The sequence below is a fragment of the Kibdelosporangium banguiense genome (genome assembly GCF_017876405.1).
GTDB lineage: Bacteria > Actinomycetota > Actinomycetes > Mycobacteriales > Pseudonocardiaceae > Kibdelosporangium > Kibdelosporangium banguiense.
Window position 1 is genome coordinate 4563423 of sequence record NZ_JAGINW010000001.1, and the last position, 20853, is coordinate 4584275.

Here is a 20853-nt window from a genome sequence, read left to right on the forward strand (position 1 = left end):
TTACTCACGTGCCCCACTTGCGGACCGCGGCGTAGTAGATGTTCGCGGTGCCTTTGCAGATGATGTTGCCGCCGCAGATCGAGTACATGTCGGCTTTGAACTTGTCGTCCACGCGCAGCTTCTTCGCCGAGTCCCAGCGGCCCTGCCGCTTGTTGTTGCGGTAGCCGAAGTCGTGGCGGTGGCAGGCCGGTTTGAAGTCGAATCCCAGCGGCTTGTCCGGCGACCACGAGCAGGCGTCCGACGACCAGTCCAGTTGGTCGGCGTACGGTCTGCCGTTGCGGATGGACGAGAACTGCGACAACGACTTCGAGAACGAGTAGTCGTCGGTCACGGTGGCCAGCTGGGACGGCGATAACGCCGCGTGTGCTGTTCCGGTACCGAGCACGACCGCGGTGACGGCACTGGCTGCGAGGACTGAGGCGCGTTTGAGCAGGTTCGGCACGTGGGCTCCTCTGTGGACTGACAGGCTGAGCAACAGCATGCTGACCAAGCGCTCGCCGCGAAACCCCCTTTAGGGGCTCACTCATCAGTGTTGGTTGCGATGCAGGGAGTTGTTAACCGGTGTCAGGTCGTGAAGAACTCGCCGTGGGCGATGTCGGCACCCAGGTCCTGCCACCGTTCGGCCTGGTCCCAGTCGGCCACGTGGTCGACGATCACATCGGCCCCGGCGGAGTGCACGAGCTCCAGCACGTGTCGCAACGCCTGGCCGGTGAGTGCACCGGGATCGTGCAGACGACGGGCCAACCGGACCGCGTGCACGGGGACGGTGCCAAGGCAGCCGAGATCGTCCATGCCGAAGTCGCGAATCTCGACGAGTACTCCCAAATCGGAGACTGCGGCCAAATCCCTGGCTCGCACGCCGACGCAGAGCGTCTCCGGGGCACGTTCGGTCTCGTCCAGGACTCGCGCGATCAACTGAGCATCAGGGGTGGTCAGACCGATGTGCACCGGAAGCCCGCGCCGCACTGAGCAGATCTCGCGCAGCACCCACTCCTGGGCGGGCCCGGCACAGTCGGCATGGTTGAGCCGGCCCCACCACAGGGTGGCGTCCAGTCCGGCGATCTGTTTGCCTTCCAGTCTCAGCAGTGGCTGGTAGGTGACGTTGATCTGGCCGGCCCGCACAGCGGTGGACAGGCTGGCGAGCTGTCCGAGCCGATCCCGGTCATGGGCGTCCTTGTGGGCGTCGAAGACCGCCCACTGGTCACGGCCTGCGCGGCGGGCCTCGGCCAGCGCCATCTCGGCCGCGTCGAGCACCTCGGCCGGCGTCATGGTGCTGGTGCTGACCACGCCGATGCAGGTGGTCACGGTGATACCGGCGATGGGGTCCCGCAACGCGTCCCGGATGCGGCCGGTGATCGTCTCCGGCGGCGTGTACGGGACCAGGACCGCGAACTCGTCCGCGCCGAAGCGGGCGACCATGGCCTTCTGATCGGCTACCGCGGCCTCGAGTCTTTGGGCGACATGGGTGAGCACGGAGTCGCCGACCTGCCGGCCGAGCCCGCGGGTGATCGACGTGAAGGCGTCGAGATCGAGATGGCAGACCGTGACACCGCGGCCGAGCATGGTTTCGAGCCTGGTCGAGAAGAACTGCCGGTTGGGCAGGCCGGTCAGCGAGTCGTGCAACGCCATGTGGTTCACGTGGCTCTGCAACAGTTTCAGCTCGGTGCGGTCTTCGAGCACGGTGACGCACGTGCCATGCGGCGTCGTGGACATGGTCAGGTGCGCCCATGCCTGGTCGCCGTCCTTGCGCAACAACCGTTGGTGGCGTTCGAACTGGCGAGGCGGTCCGGCCAGCAACGACCGGTACAGATCGGCATCCTCGGCCGGCAGGACGTCGAACAACGAGATCCGGGTGACCTCACCGGCCGGGTACCCGAGGATGTCGCCCAGCGCCGCGTTGGCCCGGGCGAACCGGCCGTCCTGAGTGGTCAGGGCGACGCCGCTCGGGCAGCCGGTCAGCACATGATCGAGTTCGGCCGTGGTCTCCCGGAGTTTGCGGTGCACGTCGCCGAGTGCGGTGAGCGACGCGCGTTGCACGGTGTCCTGCTGCGTCAGCGTGGACGCCCGGATCGCCTCGCAGTAGCCCGCTGCCATCGCGCCGAGTGTGGAGACGATCCGTTCGGTCCGCCGGGACAGGCCGGCCGCCTCCGGCAATGTCGCCAGCCCGGTGCCGAGAGCATCCATAGTGGACCGAAGGCTGTCCCGGCCGGTGCAGTGCAAATCCACCAGGGCCGCACCGCATCCGACCGCCGGGTCCGGCGTGAACGGCTCGCTGCTCAAGGCTTCCAGCAGAACGTCGAGCAGACCGGCGAGCTGGTGTTCGAGCTCGCCGGTCGGCAGCGGGACGTGAGTGGTGGCCGTGAGCGCGTTCGCCCACCGGCGGACGATCTTGGTCCGGGATGGGACGCCGTTGGGCTCTGGAGCGGTCATCTAGCTGCCAAAACGCTCGCTCATCCAGTTACGGATGGCTGTCCGGTGTTGTGCGGCGTGCTCCGACAAGGCCACGGAATGCCCGGCGTGCGGGGTGAGATGCACTGTGAGCTGGGCGGCCGGGCTGAAGTACGGTGCCTCGGCGGTTCGCAGTTCGGACTCCCCGGCGCAGGCGAAGGCGCAGAACAACGTGTCGTCGGTGCCGTTGGCGATCAGCACGGGAACGTTGATACCGGCCGAAAGCGGGCCTGCGAACGCCAGTGAGATCAGGTCCGGGACGACCGTGGCGGGAACCTGGTCCTTGACCGCCTCGTCGGCGTTCACGATCGCCTGGGTCACGTCGCCCGGGTCATGGAACACGCCGCGGGTGCCGGGCATCGTGGTGACGTAGCCGGGATCGCTGCCGCGTTGGGACAACCGCGGATCCAGGATCGCGGGCCGGACGCCGTCGACGAAGATCCCGGTGAGCCGCAACAGGTCCATCGAGTGGGTCATCCCGGTGAGGATCACGCCGTCGACGCCGTGGAAGGTCGCGGCCGTCACGACGACGATGCCGGAGCCCATCGAATGCCCGACGAGAATCACCTTGTCGAACGTTGTCCCGGAGACCGCACCGGACCGCAGTTTCGTGACGACCTGCGAAACCACCGCCGCCTGAGTCGTCCCGGTGAGCAGTGTGCTCAACGGCTGTGAGCTTTGGCCCGAGCCGAGGCAGTCGATCGCGAACGTCGCGAACCCCGCAGCGGCCATATCGCGTTGGTAGGAATAGCGCTCGTCGCCGATGTCCCAGTACGTCCGGTTGTACGTGCCACCGTGGACAAGCAGCTGCACGGTTCTCGGAGTGTGGTCGGCGGGTAGGCAGAGCTGGCCGCGCACGGTTTGGGGGAGCAGCGTGAGCATGACCGGCACGCTGACTGTGGAGCATCGCACCGTGCCGGTGTCAGCAGTAGTGGCGGTGGCCGCCGGCACTGTCATCAGCGGAAAAGCAAGAACGGAGATCAATACACCGGCAAGAGTTCGTCGCAGTCGCACAGCAGCGTCGTCTCCCGAATTGGTGATGAAAGTGAGGCGAGGATGCTACCTCCGGTAGAAGCGTGTGGCCGCTTCAATCATCCGATCGGGTAGTGTTTTTGTGTTGATGCTCTGCTAGCGGTAGCGTTTTGTGCTTTCAATTCCGACCGAGGGTAGTGGTGACGGGACGTGAAGCGGTAGTGACGGATCATGCGAACTGGATACCGACGGACATCGATGTCGAACGGGCGAGTCCGGCGCGGGTCTACGATTACCTGCTCGGCGGTGGCTGGAATTTCGACGTCGACCGAATGATGGCGCAGCAGGCAGTGCGAAGCATGCCGTGGGTGGGCGATCTGGCCAGGCACAACCGGCAGTTCCTCGGACGTGCCGTGCGGTTTTGCGCCCAGGCGGGCATCCGGCAATTCCTTGATCTCGGATCGGGGATGCCGACGGCCAAGAGTGTGCACGAGATAGCCCGGGAGACCGATTCCAGCTGCCGGGTGGTTTATGTCGAACAGGAACCGGTGGCCGTTGCCCACGGCGCGCTGATCCTGGCCGGTGTCGACGGGGCGGAGATGATCGGCGCGGACATGCGTGACGTGGACACGGTGCTGACCCACCCGGCCACCGCGTCCCGGCTGGACTTCGAACAGCCGGTCGGGGTGCTGATGGCTTCGTCGCTGCACTACGTGCTGGACGACGCCGAGGCCGTGGCGACCGTCGAGCGGTACATGGCCGCCGTCGCGCCGGGCAGTCATCTCGTGCTCTCGCACATCAGTGACAACCAGGCAGAAGGGTCCGAGGAGGTGAAACGCCTGGTGGAGCTGTCCAAGACCACCTCGAGTGCGGGCGTCGCGCGCTCCCGGGAGTGGATCGAGGGCTTGCTGGCCGGCCTGGACGTGGTGAAACCTGGCGTGGTCTACACGTCACAGTGGCGCCCGGACAAGCAGCTCAGGCTGGTCAAGGAGTTGCCGGCGCAGGCGTCCCTGCTGGCGGCGGTGGCTCGTAAGCCCTGATCGTGGTCGTGAATTCGGGGGTGAGCCGTGGCGGCTGCGCCGGTCGCGCCTGGCCGTGTACCGGTGGTCGGTCATGCCCTGGCGATGGGGCGTGATCCCATGGCGTTCATCCAGGATCTGCGGATGCTGGGCGATATTGTCACGTTTTATCTGGGCACCAAGCCGATTCATCTGGTCAACTCGCCAGATCTGATTCGCCGGGTGCTGGTTACCGACGCGCGCAGGTTCAGCCGCGGCCGGATATTTGCGAAGGCTCGGCAATTGTTCGGCGACGGATTGGCGACCGCCGATGAACCGCTGCATATGCGGCAGCGACGGGTCATGCAACCCGCCTTTCACTGCGCCCGGGTCGAGAAGTATGTCGGCGTGATGCGTTCGGAAACGCGAGAATTTGTCAGCACCTGGCGACCCGGTCAGGTGATCGCAATGGATCAGGAGATATCCAGGCTGACACTCACCGTCACCGCGAAGGCGCTGTTCCGTGCGGATCTCGGCGCCACCGCGGTGGCGGAGGTCTGCCGTTCACTCGGGCCGATTCTCAACGGTGTCACCACGCGTGCCCTGTTGCCGGACATTCTCGGGCGAATTCCCACGCCGGGCAATCGCCGATTCGACACATCACTGGCCCGGTTGATGGCGATCGTCGACGAGGTGATCAAGGCCTACCGGGCATCGGGCACCGATCACGGTGATCTGTTGTCGATGCTCGTGGCAAGCGAGATGACGGATGCCGAAGTGCGGACCCAGGTGATGAACATCCTGATGGCAGGCACCGACACCACGGCGATCACGTTGTCCTGGGCCTGTTACGAGATCGCGAATGACCCGACGGTCGAGCGCGGGGTGTGCGAGGAGATCGATTCGGTCCTGCGTGGTGAGCCGGTCACCGCCGCCACGCTGGCCGGCTTGTCCTATATGGACAGAGTGCTGCGGGAGACGGTCCGCAAGCACACCCCGGTGTGGCTGGTGATGCGCAAGGCCGTCGAGCGCGTATCGCTTGGTGAGGTGACCATCGAGCCTGGGGCGCAGGTGCTGATCAGTATGCCCGCGCTGCACCGCGACCCAGGACTGTTCCCTGACCCGCTCCGGTTCGATCCGGATCGCTGGCTCGCCGAAGAAGCGGCGGAATGGCCGAAGGCTCAGTACATCCCGTTCGGCGCGGGCGGCCACAGATGTATCGGTGACACGTTCGCGTGGGCGGAGATGGCGACTGTTCTGGCGACGGTGTACGCGAACTGGCGCCTCCGGGTTGTGCCAGGTCGGCAGGTACGCGAGGTGGCCAGGGCGTTCCTGCGGCCCGATGCGCTCCCGATGACCGTTCAGCCCCGGAACGACCGAAAACTGGTGAATTAACAGAACGTACGGAGCATCACACGCTGGGTGCCGGAGACTTACCTTCAAGGTCCAACGCGTCCCTGCCAACGCGCGGATGGAGTAGACCATGAGTTTTCCGGAACGGCTCACCGGGCTGGCCCTGCTGGCTGCCGGTGTCGTAGCGATCATGTCCAGCCCGGCGTCGGCGCACGATCCCAACTCCCCGGAAGGCCGGGCCGCGCACGCGGCGTTCGCGGCTGACCTTGAGCCGCCGGACCGTTCACCCGCGGTGATCGGCGCGGCCGCGGTGTCGTGCACGAACGGCATGGCGGGCCAGTACCCGTGCAAGAACATCGACCTGCTGTCCGTGCTGCCGTTGTCGAGCATCGGTGGCGGCCAGGGCAACAGCATGTGGGGCTGGACCGACTCGGCCACCGGCAAGGAGTACGCGATCTTCGGCCGGTCCAACGGCACGAGCTTCATCGACATCTCGACTCCGACGAGCCCGAAGTACCTCGGCAACCTGCCGTCGCACAACGGCACGAGCAGCTCGTGGCGTGACATCAAGGTCTACAGCAACCACGCCTACATCGGTGCCGACAACATCAGCGGCCACGGCATGCAGGTCTTCGACCTCACGCGTCTGCGCAATGTCGGCTCACCCCAGACCTTCACCGCCGACGCGCGCTACACAGGCTTCGGTCCGTCGCACACGCTCGCGGTCAACACCGACACAGGTTTCATCTACGCAGTCGGCTCGAACACGTGCAACGGCGGCGTGCACATGGTCGACGTGCGCAGCCCCAAGAACCCTGTGAACGCGGGCTGTGTCAGCAACGACGGTTACGTCCACGAGAACCAGTGCGTGGTCTACCACGGCCCTGACACGACCTACCAAGGCCGGGAGATCTGCTTCAACTACAACGTCGACACTCTCACGATCGTCGACGTGACCGTGAAGTCGAGCCCGCGCCAGATCGCCCGCAAGGGCTACACCGGCGTGCGCTACAGCCACCAGGGCTGGCTCACCGACGATCACCGCAGGCTGCTGCTGGACGACGAGCTCGACACGAACTCGCCCGGCACCAAGACCTTCATCTGGGACGTCGCCGACCTGGACGACCCGATCAACACCGGCGTGCACGTCTCGCCGGCGATCACCGCGACCGACCACAACCAGTACATCATCGGCAAGTACTCCTACCAGGCCAACTACCGCGCGGGCCTGCGCATCCTGGACATCACCGGGATAGCGCAGAACCAGCTGACCGAAGTGGCCTACTTCGACATCTACCCGGCCAACAACGCCACCGGCTTCAACGGCGCCTGGAACGTCCATCCCTTCTACGCCAGCGGAACCGTCGCGATCAGCGGTATAGAACAAGGACTAGTGCTGGTGAAACCCAACCTCACCAGCTGACCCGGCACCGGCCTGGCGGAGGCGACCACCCTGCCGATCCCCTCCGTCAGGCCGTTGCCCAATCCCCGCAAACTGTCAGACCCCACAGGTACTTTGGCTTGACAGGGGGACCATCGTTTGGCGGTTATTGGCGGGTGTCTGAAAGGAGCCATGAGCGTTGCGGCGGATGGGATGGCCGGCCCGGATCGGTCTGCTGGCCCTGATACTGGTCGTTTTCGGCGCGGTCGGCTACGTGGTGACCAGACCGTCCACTGTGGTGCATCACGTCCAGCCGGTGGCCGCGCCGCACAGTGACGGCCGGTCCGACGTGCAGGACGGATTCCAGCTGCGGCCGGTGACTGTGCCGGCCGAACGCGGCTCCGCCGTGCCGTTGTCGTTCCAGATCATCGGCCCCGCCGGCCGCCCGGAGACGAAGTTCCCCGAGAACCAGACCAAGCAGCTGCACTTCTTCGTCGTCCGCGACGACATGCAGTCCTACCAACACGTTCACCCCGAGCTCCGTGAAGATATCTGGCACACAACGGTTTCCGTCCCCGACGGCGGTACATACCGGATGTACGCCGAGTTCATCGGCAGAGATCCCACGCACCCCACAGTTCTGGGTTCCGCATTCATCATCCCGGGCGACACCGCGTTCGTGCCGCTGCCGCCACCGTCCGATCGCGCCGAAACGGACGGGTTCACCGTGACCCGGCCAGATGGCGCAGTCAAGCCCTTGGTCGGCAAACCTTCCGTCATCAAACTGCGGATCACACCGCAGATCGAACCCGAGGAATACCTTGGTGCATACGGACATCTGACCGGGTTCAACGCGATCCAGCTGTCGGTCACACACCTGCATCCGTTGCAACGCCCCGGCACCGCGTTGCCCAGCGGCGAACTGACCTTCCAAACCGTCTTCGCCGAACGCGGCGAGCACCGGCTGTTCCTCGAGTTCAAAACCGGCGGCAAGATCCGCACCGCCGCGTTCACAGTCTTCGTGACCTAGAGTTCGCGGACCATCCGGCTGTTGCCGAGCGTGTTGGGCTTGACGTACGGCAGGTCCAGGAACTCCGCGACACCCTGGTCCATCGAGCGGCGCATCTCCTCGTAGACCTCCGGGCTCACCGGCGTGCCCTGGATCTGCACGAACCCGTGCCGCTCGAAGAACCGCACCTCGAAGGTCAACGCGAACAGCCGGGTGATGCCCAGCTCCTTGGCCGTGTCGATCAGCCGGTCGATCAGCGCGTGCCCGATGCCGAACCCGAGCGCCTCCGGCAGGACCGCGATCGACCGGATCTCGGCGATGTCCTCCCACAACACGTGCAGGGCCCCGCACCCCACCAGCCGCCCGTCCCGCTCGGCCACCCAGAACTCCTGGACGTCCTCATACAGCGTGACCAACTGCTTGGTCAGCAAAACCTTGCCCGCGTACCGGTCGATGATCGACTTCAGTTCGCGGACATCAGTGGCGCGTGCGCGCCGCACAACCATGTTGTCGTTCACGTGCCCCAACCAGGCTGTCGGCCAAACCCCTCCTAATTTATCCCCAGCCCAGGCCTGCCGCCGGATCTGTCGCCATCGCCACACACGCACCACCTGATCGCCTAAAATCTCATCTAGGCGAGCCGGAGGCGATTCTGTGCGGTTTACTAGCACAGAACGGGTTGAAACTGCCTGCATGGAGGTATCAGATGCTCAGGAGCTTCAGGTTGGGCAACCACCGGTCGTTCCGGGATGAGCAAGAGCTCCTGCTGATGCCGTCCTACGACAAGAACACGTCGGTGGTCCCGGTCGCCGCGATCTACGGCGCGAACGCCTCCGGCAAGTCCAACCTGCTCGACGGCCTGGAGTTCATGGCATCGGCGGTCCGGGATTCCTTCGCGAGCTGGCCGCCGGATGGAGGGATGCCACGACGGCCGTTCCGGCTGGATCCGGCTGCTCGGGAGAAGCCGTCGACCTTCGTCGTCGAGCTGGTCATCTCCGACGTGCGCTACACCTACGGCTTTGTCGTGGACGACCACAAGGTTCGGGAGGAGTGGCTCTACAGCTATCCAGAGAAGCGCAAGCGGGTGCTGTTCGAGCGGGAGCGGAACGAGGTGAAGTTCGGCAGCACGGTTGCGGAGCTTCGGGTAAAGCTGGAAGTGCTGGCCGATCTGCTTCGATCGAATGCGTTATTTCTCAGCCTCGCCGCGCAGTCGAACGTGGAAACGCTGCTTCCGGTCTACCGCTGGTTCACCCGGACGGTGTCCTTTCTGAATTCGCAATCACTCGGTAGCTCCCATGTTGCCACGTTCGTGAAAACAAACCAGTCAGGGCTTGCTCAGATGCGCGAGCTTCTCCGGGTCGCCGATCTTGGTATTTCCGATGTGATTGTCGAGGATCACCCGGAAGGCGATTGGAAGATCGCTTTCTCTCCGGATGGGGTCGTCCGGCTGCTGCACGGCGACTCCGGTGAGAAGTTCGATCTGGAGGAAGAGTCGGCGGGTACGCGGTCCTGGCTGGCCATGCTGCCGATTGTCCTCACCACCCTGGCCGACGGTGGGACGCTGGTGGTCGACGAGATCGACACCAGTCTGCATCCAGTGCTGGTCCTCCGCTTGGTGAAGCTTTTCCATGACAGGCAGACCAACCCGGCAGGCGCGCAGTTGATCTTCACGACTCATGACGCCACCTTGCTGCATCCGCCGCTCGCCGAGGAGGCGCTTGCCCGCGACGAGATCTGGTTCATCGAGAAAGAACCGACCGGGGCCAGTTCGCTGTATCCGCTGACCGACTTCAAACCGAGGGCAGAGGACAACCTGGAGCGACGTTACCTGGCGGGTAAGTACGGCGCGGTTCCGAATTCCCTGGAAGAGGACTTCATTTCCGCGATTCGAAGCGTTCCCGATGACAAGATATGAGAACTCCACCCGTCGGGCAGGCGGTCGCGGGAGGCAAGAGCGATCTCAAACGCTGATCCTGTGCGGCGGTGAGAAAACCGAGGCCGATTATTTCAATGGAGCTTGCGATCTCCAACCCGTGCTTCGAGCTCTGGCTGTTGTTGCACTTCCGCGATCCATGCGGGCCTGCCAGCGCATGCAGAGAGATTGTGAGCCACCTCTCGAAGTGCCTCACCGGCTACGACAAGACGAAGCTGGACTTCGCCTGCTTCGCAGACCGCGTTCCAGCGGCGATCGAGCGGGCGCGCAAGATCGATCTGGCCGTCAACCCCTCGACTGACGTGTGGCGGCTGGTGCAGCGAGTCCTGGGTGAGTGCTGACGTGATAGGCACAGATCGCGGGCGGTTACCCTGATTCGGTGTCTTCTCCCACCGCGAAGCGGCGCGTCGCCATGTTCACCCTGGGTTGTGCGCGTAACGAGGTCGACTCCGAAGAGCTCGCCGGGCGGTTGACCGGGAGTGGGTGGGAGCTTGCCGAGGCTGATGACGCCGAGGTGATCGTGGTGAACACCTGCGGGTTCGTCGAGCAGGCCAAGAAGGATTCGGTCGACACCCTGCTGGCGGCCGCCGATACCGGGGCCAAGGTGGTGGCGGTCGGCTGCATGGCTGAGCGGTACGGCAAGGAGCTGGCCGAGAGCATGCCCGAGGCGGCCGCCGTCCTTGGCTTCGACGAGTACCCCGAGCTTGGGGCCAGGCTCGACGAGGTGCTGCACGGCAAGTCCATTGAGTCGCATGTCCCGGTCGACCGGCGCACGTTGCTGCCGATCAGTCCGGTTCAGCGCCAGGAGGCCGAATTGGCTGTGCCTGGGCACGGCTGGGGGCCGCGGGTGCTGCGGACCAGGTTGGACGAGTCGCCTGTGGCCGCTTTGAAGATCGCGTCGGGGTGTGACCGGCGGTGCACGTTCTGCGCCATTCCGTCGTTCCGGGGCGCTTTTGTCTCACGTACGCCTGACGAGATCGTGGCGGAGGCCGCGTGGCTGGCCCAGAACGGCGCCAAGGAGCTGTTCCTGGTCAGCGAGAACTCCACTTCGTACGGCAAGGATCTCGGCCGGGAGCACGGCGGGCCGGACGCGCTGGAGAAGCTGCTGCGCAAGCTGGCCGCTGTGCCGGGCATCGAGCGGGTCCGCGTGTCCTATCTGCAGCCCGCCGAGACGCGCCCTGGTTTGGTCAAGACCATTGCCACGACGCCCGGTGTGGCCGACTACTTCGATCTGTCCTTCCAGCATGGCAGCAACGCGGTGCTGCGCCGGATGCGCCGGTTCGGCGGATGCGACGACTTCCTCGCCCTGATCGAGCAGATCCGGGAACTGTCGCCGGACGCGGGCATCCGCACCAACGTGATCGTCGGCTTCCCGGGCGAGACCGAAGAGGACTTGCAGGAGCTCGAACGATTCCTTGTCGGTGGCCGGCTCGATGCTGTTGGCGTGTTCGGTTACTCCGACGAAGATGGCACCGAGGCTGCCGGCTTCGCGGAGACCGAGAAACACAGTGCCGACACCGTCACCGAACGGGTGTCCCGGATTTCCGCGCTGGTCGAGCAGCTGACCATGCAACGGGCCGAGGACCGGATCGGCGACGAGGTGATCGTCATGGTGGAGCAGGTGCAGGACGACGAGGTCGTCGGCCGTGCCGCGCATCAGGCGCCGGAGGTCGACGGCGAATGCCTGATCGAAGGCGACCTCGAACTGGCCGTGGGCGACTTCGTGCGATGCGTCGTGGAGGAGACCGAGGGCGTCGATCTGCTTGTCCGCGCGCTTGAGGTGCTGCCGTGAGCACCGCGCCCGCCGACCCCTCACAAGAGGTGCCGCAACAGGTGCCCGAAGCGACCCCGCCGACGCCGGTCCCGCTGCTGAACGTGGCCAACATCCTCACGGTGTCCCGGCTTGTCCTGGTGCCGGTGTTCCTGGTCGCACTGTTCACCGAGGGCGGTCACTCGTTCGGCTGGCGGCTGACCGCCACCATCGTCTTCGCCGTCGCGTCGGTCACCGACCAGCTCGACGGCTGGCTGGCCCGCAGGCACGGGCTGGTCACCGACTTCGGCAAGATCGCCGACCCGATCGCGGACAAGGCGCTGACCGGCGCCGCGCTGTTCGGCCTGAGCATCCTCGCCGAGCTGCCGTGGTGGGTGACGCTCGTGATCGCCGCCCGCGAGGTCGGCGTGACCCTGCTGCGGTTCTGGGTGATCCGGTACGGCGTCATCCCGGCCAGCCGCGGCGGCAAGCTCAAGACGCTGACCCAGATCGTGGCGATCGGGTTCTTCCTGGCACCGCTGCCCACCGGCCCGTTCGACGTGGTCGAGTGGATCATCATGGGTACCGCGGTCGCGCTGACCGTGGTGACCGGCCTCGACTATGTCTTCCGCGCGTTGCGGCTACGGGCCCAGGGCATTCGCGCACGGCGGGCCGTGTGAACGTCCTAGGGGACACCCTCGGTTTCGCCGCCGGCCGGCTCGAGGCCGTGATCACGTCCCTCAGGGAACGCCAGGAGACCGTCGCGGTGGCCGAGTCGCTCACCGCCGGGCTGGTCTGCGCGGCCCTGACGAGCGTTCCGGGGGCGAGTGCGGTCGTGCGGGGCGGGTTCGTGGTCTATGCGACCGACCTCAAATGGGGCCTGGCCGGAGTCGATCCCCAACTGTTGGCTGCTCGGGGCGCGGTCGACCCGGACGTCGCCGTCCAACTGGCGACAGGTGCACGGGACAGGTGCGGGGCCGGCTGGGGCCTTGGGCTGACCGGCGTAGCGGGCCCGGACCCGCAGGACGGCGTGCCACCGGGCACCGTCCATATCGGGATCGCGGGTCCCGCCAGCGTGAATGTGTTGACGATCACTGTCGTGGGTGATCGGCACGAAGTGCGTGCCGCAGCCGTGCGTGCCGCCGTCGACCTGCTTGCAGGCCGGCCCGCTGCACCCTGACGGGGGAACATTCAGCCACGCTGAGTCGTTCGCCCTTGGCGTACGACGGGTCAAGTCGGTGCGTGATGTCGCCGGACCTCGGTAACGTTGTCGGCACGGGCCCGCCGGTGAAGGGAGGCGCGATGAGTGTGCTGTTGCGTGAGGCGATCGGTGATCGGCTCCGTCATGCCCGCACGATCCAGCGCCGCACGCTGCGCGAGGTCTCTCGGACCGCGCGGGTCAGCTTGGGGTACCTCTCCGAGGTGGAACGCGGTCAGAAAGAGGCGTCCAGCGAGCTGCTGGCAGCGATCTGCGACGCGCTCGAGCTACCGATGCCCGAGCTGCTCTACAACGTCGCGAACGACATGAGCGGGATCGATCCGAGCGAGCTGCTGGAGCCCGCGATCAACGAGCAGCCCGCGCCGAGCGCGCCTGCCTCGTCGGGCAGCGGCGACGCGAGCATGTCGGCGGCCGGGCTGGACGGCGGTGCCCTGGTGCCCGAAGAGCTGCTGGCGGCGGGCGAACTGCTCGGTGCCGGTGACATCGGGCTGGACGGGCTGGACCCCATGGACACCGTGGTCGGCGACACCCTGTCAGACCTGCGGATCCAGCCGGCGCTGTCGCACCGGATCGGTCCGGAGATCGCCCGGGCGAGGGTATTCGCCGCATGAGTTCGTAGCCGAATTGTTAGGGGCGCCACATCGGCGCCCCTTTCGTTCTGCCTGGAACAAGGGTTGGCAGGCATGAACGATCAGGGCCATCCCTGATTTACCCCTGGGCCCGGTGGAACGACAATCGCGCACCTGACACGATGGAACCAGGACAGGTACCGGGTCGTTGCCTGTGGGCAGCCGTAGCACGCAAGAAGGCAGGCGGAGGAGATGGCCAACCCTTTTGTGAAGTTCTGGAAGTACCTCATGGCGTCGTTCTCGTCGAAGATCGACGAGCACGCTGACCCGAAGGTACAGATCCAGCAGGCCATCGAGGAGGCGCAGCGCCAGCACCAGGCCCTCTCGCAGCAGGCCGCCGCTGTGATCGGCAACCAGCGTCAGCTGGAGATGAAGCTCAACCGCCAGCTCGGTGAGGTGGAGAAGCTGCAGGCGTCCGCGCGTCAGGCGCTGGTGCTGGCCGACGAGGCCCGCTCCAAGGGCGATGACGCGAAGGCCACGCAGTTCGAGAACGCCGCGCAGTCGTTCGCCACCCAGCTGGTCACCGCCGAGCAGGGCATCGAGGACCTCAAGACGCTGCATGACCAGTCGCTGCAGGCCGCGGCGCAGGCCAAGCAGGCCGTCGAGCGCAACGCGATGGTCCTGCAGCAGAAGCTCGCCGAGCGCACCAAGCTGCTCAGCCAGCTCGAGCAGGCCAAGATGCAGGAGCAGGTCTCCAAGTCGCTCAACCAGATGAGCGAGCTCGCCGCGCCGGGCAACACGCCGTCGCTGGAGGAGGTCCGCGACAAGATTGAGAAGCGGTACACCACCGCGCTGGGCTCGGCCGAACTGGCCCAGAACTCCGTGCAGGGCCGGATGATGGAGGTCCAGGCCTCCACCACGGAGATGGCCGGGCAGTCGCGCCTGGAGCAGATCCGCGCCTCGATGGCCGGCGGTGCGAGCGGGGCCAAGCAGGTCACCAGCGGTTCGCAGCCGACGGCCAACATCCAGGCCGAGATCCAGCAGCGGGTGGCCCAGGAGCAGCGGGCCAACCCGCAGGGCAATTCCTGATCTCCCGGACGACGAGGGGGCATGGACGACGTGGACAGGCCGCGTAGAGGCGAGTTCGCCGAGCTGAAACAGCTTGTGGAAAGGCAACTACGCGGCCCGGTCGCCGACCACGTCCGTGATCAGGTCCGCAGCCAGCTGTCACGCTGGACGGATCCGGTCGCCAAGCATGAGCGCCGCAAGAAGCGCGTGGCCGGCGCCATGTGGTTCTTCATTTTCCTGGGGTTGCTGCTCGGCGTCGTCGGTGCGGTGATCGCGACCGGCACTGCCGGGATAGAGGCGACGCTGGCCGGCGCGGTCGTCGGTGTGTTCGCGCTGGGATCGTTCGCCCTGGGGATCAAGTCCGGCGGCCGGCTTCGCCAGCTCAACAGGGTGGTGCTGCCGTCGGCCGCACCGGCCATGCCGCCTGCTCGGTCCGCGGCCCGTGAGCCGATGGAGCGCCTAGGAGACGCCGAGCGCGTGCTGGCCGACCTGTTGCGCCAGCTCAGCTCGCCGCGTAGCTCCGTTCCGCAGGATTCGGTGGAGGACGCCCGCCGCACCGGGGTTGAGGCCGCCAGCGCCCTGCGTGAGGTCGCGGGCGAGTTGCAGGCCGTCGAGCGTGCGCGTGACATGGCGCCGTCAGCCGACCGTGCCGCCCTGGAGGACGGTGTCCAGCGGCTCCGCGAGCAACTTGACGCGGGCCTTGAGGGGTACGGCACGTTGATCGCCGCAGCAGGTCGCTTAGTCGCGGCCAGCTCGTCAGGCGGTCCTGATGGTCATGCGTTGACCGATGCGACCGACCGTCTGCACGGCTTGGCCGTCGCTCTCCGAGAGATCTTTCCCGACCGCCGTTGACGTAACTCCCTGTGATCGCTTTGCTCCCGTACGGCATTGTTTCGCGTGTCGTTAGGGCAAACGTGTGATAACGGGAGGGTCACGTAGCACCGGCGGCTACCTGCCGTGGCAGTATTCCCGCAAGGTAAAGCGGGGAAGGGACTCGACGGTGATGCTGTGGTCCGTACACGGCGACGGTCGCCGCGTACGCGACGGTGAGCTCATCGCAGCTGGAGAGCGCCTCAGCTGGCCGCTGATGGTCGGGTTCGGCCTGCAGCACGCGGCCGCCATGATCAGTGCCACCATCTTCGTCCCGGTCGCGGTCGGCATGCCGGCGTCGACCGCGTTGCTGTTCTCCGGCGTCGGCACCATCGTGTTCCTGATCATCACGCGTAACCGGGTGCCGGCTTACCTCGGTTCCTCGTTCGCGTTCATCGCCCCGCTCTTCGCGGCCAAGCAGCACGGCATCGCCGCGCAGCTCGGCGCGGTGGTCGTCGCCGGCGGGATCTTGATCGTGTTCGGGATCGCGGTGAAGGCGCTCGGTGTCCGGCTGCTCGAATCGGTGCTCCCGCCGCTGGTCACGGGCGGTCTCGTGCTGCTCATCGGGCTGAGCATGGCGCCCTACGCGGCCGATCCGTTCCAGGCCCAGCCGGGGATCGCGGCCGTCACGATCGGCACGATCCTGCTGTGCCTGGTGCTGTCGCGCGGGCTGCTGGCCAGGTTGTCGGTGTTGCTGGGAGTCGGCGCGGGCTGGCTGCTGGCGGCCATGACCGGTCAGATCGAGTCGGGCAAAGTGGACGCGGTACTCAACGCGGCCTGGCTGGGCTGGCCCGAGTTCCACGCGCCTGAACTGCTGCCGTCGGTCATGGTGCTGTCGGTTCCGGTGGTGCTTGTGCTGGTCGCCGAGACCGTTGCGCACGTCAAAGCCATTTCCGTGATCAGCGGCCAGGATCTTGCTCCCAGCATCGGCGACGCGCTGATCGCCAACGGCCTGTCGACCACATTGGCCGGTGCCGCCGGCGGGACAGGCACGACGGCGTATCCGGCCAATACGGGCGTGATGGCCGCGACCAAGGTCCTGTCGACGGCGGCATGCGCGGTGGCCGCGGGCTTCGCCATGCTGCTTGCGTTCGTCCCGAAGGTCACGGCCGTGATCGACACCATGCCGCCCGGTGTGGTCGGCGGGCTGGGATTGGGGATGTTCGGCCTGGTCGGGATGCTGGGTGTGCGGATCTGGTCGCAGGCGGGGGTGGATCTGTCCAGCCCGGTCACGCTGATGGTCGCGGGCACCGCGGTGCTTGCCGGAGTCGGCGATCTGACCATCTCGATCTGGGGCCTGGAGCTGCACGGCGTGGCCTGGGGCTCAGCCGTCATCGTGATCGTCTACCCGGTGATACGGCGCCTGCGGGCCCGACGGGACAAATAATCCGGGAAATTCACCTGAATGGCCGAGATGCCCCCGAAGGGACGAATTCCCCCGCGACTGGTCGTACTCACGGTGATCATTCCGCTGAGTGGGGCGCACGCAAGAGCACGCGACGTTCCGACGGTCGGGTCGTTAGACTCCAGTCGTTTGACCCGACTTCATGGTCCCGTTGTTTGTGCAGGTAGAAGCCTTTCCTGGACGTTTTGAGGAGGTACTGCGCACCATGGAGGCAGTCCCCGCGTTCCCCTCCGGCAGACCGTTGACGCGGGCCGACCTGGAGTCGATGCCTGATGATGGGCACCGTTTCGAGTTGGTGGACGGGGTTCTGCTGATGAGCCCGTCACCACGTCCTGTGCATCAGCGCGCCGTGGCCAGACTGCTCGCGGCGCTGACCCGTGACTGCCCCGCCGACCTCGAGGTCCTCCCGGCACCGGTGGACGTGGTGCTCGCCGAGGACACCGTCCTGATTCCCGACGTCATCGTGGGCCGCCGGGCGGACTTCACCGACCGCGGCCTGGCCGGTCCGCCGGTCCTGGCGGTCGAAGTGCACTCGCCGAGCACCCGGCTGGTGGATCTCGAGCTGAAACGTGCCCGCCTGCAGGAAGCCGGCTGCCCGCACTACTGGCTGGTCGACCCGGACATCCCGACCGTGCGCTGCCTGGCGCTGCGCGACGGCCGCTACGTCGAAACCCATTCGCTGGCCGGCGAGGAGTTCGCTGAGCTGGCCGAACCGTACCCAGTCCGGCTCAGCCCCGACTCGCTGGTGAATCCCTACGGTATCGACTGATCCGGCGCACCAGGCCGGGCCCGCCGTAGATGAACCCGGTGTACAGCTGAACAAGACTCGCGCCGGCGTCGAACATCCGGGCGGCGTCGTCGACCTCCATGATCCCGCCGACCCCGATGATCGGCAGCCGCCCACCCGTCTCCTTGTGCACGAACGTGACAACCTCACGCGCCCGCTCAGTCAACGGCCGCCCACTCAACCCGCCAGCCTGCCCCGCCAGATGCTGATCATCAGCAGCCAGACCGTCCCGCGAAAGCGTGGTGTTGGTCGCGATGATTCCGCTGATGCCGTGCTGATCGCACACCTGCAGCACCTCACCGATGGCATCGTCAGTGAGATCAGGCGCGATCTTCACCAGCAACGGCCGCGGCACAGACCGTTCCCGCTCAGCCAGCGCCTTGCACTCCAACGAAAGCTCAGCCAACAACTCACTGAGGGCAGCCCGATCCTGCAATCCCCGCAGCCCTGGAGTATTAGGCGAGCTGACATTCACCGCGAAATAGTCACCGTACTGATAAAGCGCCCGCAACGAAGTCCGATAGTCCTCAACAGCCTGCTCAACCGGCACAACCTTGGACTTCCCGATACTGATGCCCAACGGAACCCTCAAGCGAGGGCCCCGGGCCAGCCGCTCGGCAAGAGCCTCGGCCCCAGAATTGTTGAACCCCATCCGATTGATGATCGCCGCACTCTCCGGCAGCCGAAACAACCGCGGCTTCTCATTCCCAGCCTGCGCGACCGCGGTGACCGTCCCCACCTCGACAAATCCAAACCCCAACGCCGGCCACGCGGCCAGCGCCACCCCATCCTTGTCCATCCCCGCCGCCAGCCCCACGGAATTCGGAAACCGCACCCCGAACACAGTCACCGGCGCCTCAACACCCAGAACCCTCCGCACAGGCCCCAACGCAGGCCCAACCTTCGCCAGCACAGCGGTAGTCCAATGGTGCGCCACCTCGGCGTCCCCACCACCAACCCGGAAAAGACCACGTCGAATCAGCTTGTACACGCCCTACATGCTGCCTTGCCACCCACCCAACCTCGAACATCCCCCACCCAGGGGGCGTCCCTGCTCCAGTCTGCCGGGGGAGTGTGATCAACATGGGGGGAGAAGCGACCTGTGGATAACTAGATTTGCGAGTGGATCCGTTCGTACGGAGGGCGAGCCCAGACGTAAAGAACCCCCGGGGTGACTCCTCGTACCGAGGGTACGAGGCCTGGGATTGGACGATCCCAGAAACCCCGGGGGCCGGTGGCTGCTTTGGATTCGCCGACCACACGCCCGCGTCAACGGCGCTGGTTCTACCAGCGTCTGCCGTGTTCGCCGGCCGGCTGAGCCTTGATGGTGGTCCTTAGCGGACAGCCACCTCACGTGTCCTGTTGGTATACAACTTTGGACCACCTCCTCTCTCGTGTACCTGAAACCTATGTCGAGAGGGCACCGGGCGGCAACGCGATTTATCGCCGGGGCTGGCAGGTGGGGCAGTAGTACGTCTTGCGGATGTCCAGGCCGCTGCCTTGGTCGGCGACGTGGATGCGGCCGCCGCAGCGTAGGCAGCCGCGGCGGGTCTGCTCGTACACCCACAGTCGGCGGCCGCGGTCGCGTTGGCCGGTTGTGCTGCGGTCGGGGCGCAAAGCGTTGCGCAGCAACAAATCTCGGCTCAGGGTTACGGCCTGTGCTGTGTCCACCGAGGATACCGGTGCCCATGGGGAGACGCCGAGCAGGAAGCAAACCTCTGCCTTGTATACGTTTCCGACCCCGGCCATCACGGTCTGGTCCATCAGGGCGAGCCCTATCTCTCGTGCGGGCTGGGCCGCCAGGGCCTGTGCGGCTCGCGCGAGGTCCGAGTCTGTCCATTCTGGATTGAGCAGGTCTGGTCCGAGGTGTGCGACGCGGGCGGATTCCTTGTCTGTGCTGGCCAATTCCATGTCGTGCAGGCGGACTCCGATGGCTTGGGCCGACGCGTTGGCCAGTACGGCGCGGACTTGATGCGCGGGCGCGCGCCAGCGTGAGCCGGCACGGTCCACGTGCCAGGAGCCGTCCATGCGGAGGTGGTTATGCAGGCTCGTGCCGTTGTCGAAACGTACGAAGATGTGTTTGCCGACGGTCCGGACGCCTATGACAGTCCGCCCGGCGAGGTCGATCGTCGACAGTCTGGGGTGACGTAGCTCACCCCGTTTGAGGGCCTGTCCAACAAGCGCCTGAGCGAGTCGACGGCCGGTTAGGAAGACGGTGTCGCCTTCAGGCATCAGTGGTTTCGTCGTTGTCGTTCTCGGGCCACGCGAACTCGTGGTGACGGCCTCGCCGTCCGGACCGTAGGACCCGCGCGAGTACGAGGTTGAATGCGAGCGCGACCTCACGCGCGCCGGGTGTGCCCCACTGGTGGATAGGCATGCACGCGCCCTGGGCCTGCTGTACGGCGAGACGGTCCGGTAGCGCGACTGGCATGACGAGGGAGCCGAAGTGTTCGCGCAGCTCACCGATGCGGAACTGGTGCTCATATGACCGTGGCCGTACGCGGTTGACCACGACACCCAATGTGGTCAGCTCGGGGTTGTACTGCTCACGTGTCTCGGCGATGGCGTCGAAGGCCCGCTGTGCGCCTGACACGGCATACAAGGTTGGCTCGGTGACGAGCAAAGCGCCGCCTGCGGCTACGAGCGCCGAACGGGTCAGACGGCCGAGTGACGGCGGACAGTCCAGCAGTACCAACTCGTACGGCAGTTCGCCGTCCTCGATGAATTTCTGGACCTCCTGCAGCGCCCGCCCTAGGTTGCCCAGCCTGCGGTGGCCGGGGTTGGGGTGGTTGAGCTCCTCGACGTCCTCGGAGCCGACGAGGATGTCCACGCCGTCACCCCATGCGCTTGCCGCGATCGCGTCGCGCACTACGGGCAGACGGGGGCTCTCCAGGACGTTGGCGAGCGTTGTCTCGGTCTCTTCAGGATCAAGGGTCGCGGTGGCGTTGCACTGCGGGTCCAGGTCGACTACGAGGGTCCGTGCACCCCGTCGCAGGGCGGCCGACGCCAGGCCGAGCACCACCGTCGTTTTGCCGACACCGCCCTTGAGGCTGAGCACTGCGACCGTCTGCACGAGGACGAAGCCTACGGT

21 protein-coding genes are annotated in these 20853 nt (G+C 66.0%); 14 read left to right on the forward strand and 7 right to left on the reverse strand.

The window, feature by feature from the left end; translation table 11 throughout:
• Positions 1–4: 4 nt before the first annotated feature.
• The 3 genes from JOF56_RS21655 to JOF56_RS21665 form a co-directional block, all read right to left on the reverse strand.
• Entirely contained in the window at positions 5–442 is a 438-nt protein-coding gene (locus JOF56_RS21655) for a phospholipase (RefSeq protein ID WP_307855198.1), read from the reverse strand.
• A gap of 122 nt (positions 443–564) precedes the next feature.
• Positions 565–2430, reverse strand: coding sequence for a diguanylate cyclase domain-containing protein (locus JOF56_RS21660; protein WP_209640983.1), 1866 nt, complete (start codon positions 2428–2430; stop codon positions 565–567).
• Positions 2431–3405, reverse strand: coding sequence for an alpha/beta hydrolase (locus JOF56_RS21665; protein WP_209640985.1), 975 nt, complete (start codon positions 3403–3405; stop codon positions 2431–2433).
• 236 nt (positions 3406–3641) lie between these two features.
• Between JOF56_RS21665 and JOF56_RS21670 the strand changes: the two genes are divergently transcribed.
• From JOF56_RS21670 to JOF56_RS21685, 4 genes are all read left to right on the forward strand, one after another.
• Positions 3642–4460 carry an SAM-dependent methyltransferase gene (locus JOF56_RS21670; RefSeq protein ID WP_209640987.1) on the forward strand — a complete coding sequence of 273 codons (819 nt, stop codon included), beginning with the start codon at positions 3642–3644 and terminating at the stop codon, positions 4458–4460.
• Between the two features lie 27 nt (positions 4461–4487).
• Positions 4488–5813, forward strand: a complete 1326-nt coding sequence (locus JOF56_RS21675) for a cytochrome P450 (RefSeq protein WP_209640989.1) — start codon at positions 4488–4490, stop codon at positions 5811–5813.
• Between the two features lie 88 nt (positions 5814–5901).
• The gene (locus JOF56_RS21680) at positions 5902–7194 is read left to right on the forward strand and encodes a choice-of-anchor B family protein (RefSeq protein ID WP_209640991.1); all 1293 of its coding nucleotides are present in this window, start codon (positions 5902–5904) and stop codon (positions 7192–7194) included.
• Between the two features lie 166 nt (positions 7195–7360).
• A complete protein-coding gene (locus JOF56_RS21685) occupies positions 7361–8182 on the forward strand; it encodes a DUF8832 domain-containing protein (RefSeq protein ID WP_209648392.1) in 822 nt (273 codons plus the stop codon).
• Here the strand turns inward: JOF56_RS21685 and JOF56_RS21690 are convergent.
• A complete protein-coding gene (locus JOF56_RS21690; protein ID WP_209648393.1) occupies positions 8179–8667 on the reverse strand; it encodes an amino-acid N-acetyltransferase in 489 nt (162 codons plus the stop codon). The genes JOF56_RS21685 and JOF56_RS21690 overlap by 4 nt on opposite strands.
• 290 nt (positions 8668–8957) lie before the next feature.
• Between JOF56_RS21690 and JOF56_RS21695 the strand changes: the two genes are divergently transcribed.
• The 10 genes from JOF56_RS21695 (at position 8958) to JOF56_RS21740 (ending at position 17744) form a co-directional block, all read left to right on the forward strand.
• Positions 8958–10076: an AAA family ATPase gene (locus tag JOF56_RS21695; protein WP_307855199.1), complete on the forward strand. Its 1119-nt coding sequence runs from the start codon at positions 8958–8960 to the stop codon at positions 10074–10076.
• A gap of 95 nt (positions 10077–10171) precedes the next feature.
• Entirely contained in the window at positions 10172–10435 is a 264-nt protein-coding gene (locus tag JOF56_RS21700; RefSeq protein ID WP_209640993.1) for an RloB family protein, read from the forward strand.
• Between the two features lie 71 nt (positions 10436–10506).
• Positions 10507–11886, forward strand: a complete 1380-nt coding sequence (rimO, locus tag JOF56_RS21705; RefSeq protein ID WP_209648395.1) for a 30S ribosomal protein S12 methylthiotransferase RimO — start codon at positions 10507–10509, stop codon at positions 11884–11886.
• Positions 11883–12524: a CDP-diacylglycerol--glycerol-3-phosphate 3-phosphatidyltransferase gene (pgsA, locus tag JOF56_RS21710; RefSeq protein ID WP_209640996.1), complete on the forward strand. Its 642-nt coding sequence runs from the start codon at positions 11883–11885 to the stop codon at positions 12522–12524. Before rimO ends, pgsA begins: the two co-directional genes overlap by 4 nt.
• Positions 12525–12571: 47 nt before the next feature.
• Entirely contained in the window at positions 12572–13024 is a 453-nt protein-coding gene (locus JOF56_RS21715; RefSeq protein WP_209648396.1) for a CinA family protein, read from the forward strand.
• A 122-nt stretch (positions 13025–13146) separates the two neighbouring features.
• Positions 13147–13674, forward strand: a complete 528-nt coding sequence (locus JOF56_RS21720; RefSeq protein ID WP_209640997.1) for a helix-turn-helix domain-containing protein — start codon at positions 13147–13149, stop codon at positions 13672–13674.
• Positions 13675–13884: 210 nt separating this feature from the next.
• Positions 13885–14721 carry a PspA/IM30 family protein gene (locus JOF56_RS21725; protein ID WP_209640999.1) on the forward strand — a complete coding sequence of 279 codons (837 nt, stop codon included), beginning with the start codon at positions 13885–13887 and terminating at the stop codon, positions 14719–14721.
• Positions 14722–14742: 21 nt separating this feature from the next.
• Positions 14743–15552, forward strand: coding sequence for a phage shock envelope stress response protein PspM (gene pspM, locus JOF56_RS21730; RefSeq protein WP_209641001.1), 810 nt, complete (start codon positions 14743–14745; stop codon positions 15550–15552).
• A gap of 151 nt (positions 15553–15703) precedes the next feature.
• Entirely contained in the window at positions 15704–16957 is a 1254-nt protein-coding gene (locus JOF56_RS21735) for a uracil-xanthine permease family protein (protein ID WP_245378344.1), read from the forward strand.
• Between the two features lie 223 nt (positions 16958–17180).
• Positions 17181–17744 carry a Uma2 family endonuclease gene (locus tag JOF56_RS21740; RefSeq protein ID WP_245378345.1) on the forward strand — a complete coding sequence of 188 codons (564 nt, stop codon included), beginning with the start codon at positions 17181–17183 and terminating at the stop codon, positions 17742–17744.
• On the opposite strand, the gene JOF56_RS21745 is transcribed toward JOF56_RS21740, so the two are convergent.
• The 3 genes from JOF56_RS21745 to JOF56_RS21755 form a co-directional block, all read right to left on the reverse strand.
• Positions 17704–18753 (reverse strand): quinone-dependent dihydroorotate dehydrogenase, encoded by a 1050-nt coding sequence (locus tag JOF56_RS21745; RefSeq protein WP_209641005.1) that lies wholly within the window; start codon positions 18751–18753, stop codon positions 17704–17706. The two genes, JOF56_RS21740 and JOF56_RS21745, sit on opposite strands and share 41 nt — an antisense overlap.
• Before the next feature lie 449 nt (positions 18754–19202).
• The gene (locus JOF56_RS21750; RefSeq protein WP_209641007.1) at positions 19203–19994 is read right to left on the reverse strand and encodes a DNA-formamidopyrimidine glycosylase family protein; all 792 of its coding nucleotides are present in this window, start codon (positions 19992–19994) and stop codon (positions 19203–19205) included.
• Positions 19987–20835 (reverse strand): ParA family protein, encoded by an 849-nt coding sequence (locus JOF56_RS21755; RefSeq protein ID WP_209641009.1) that lies wholly within the window; start codon positions 20833–20835, stop codon positions 19987–19989. Before JOF56_RS21755 ends, JOF56_RS21750 begins: the two co-directional genes overlap by 8 nt.
• Positions 20836–20853: the final 18 nt, after the last annotated feature.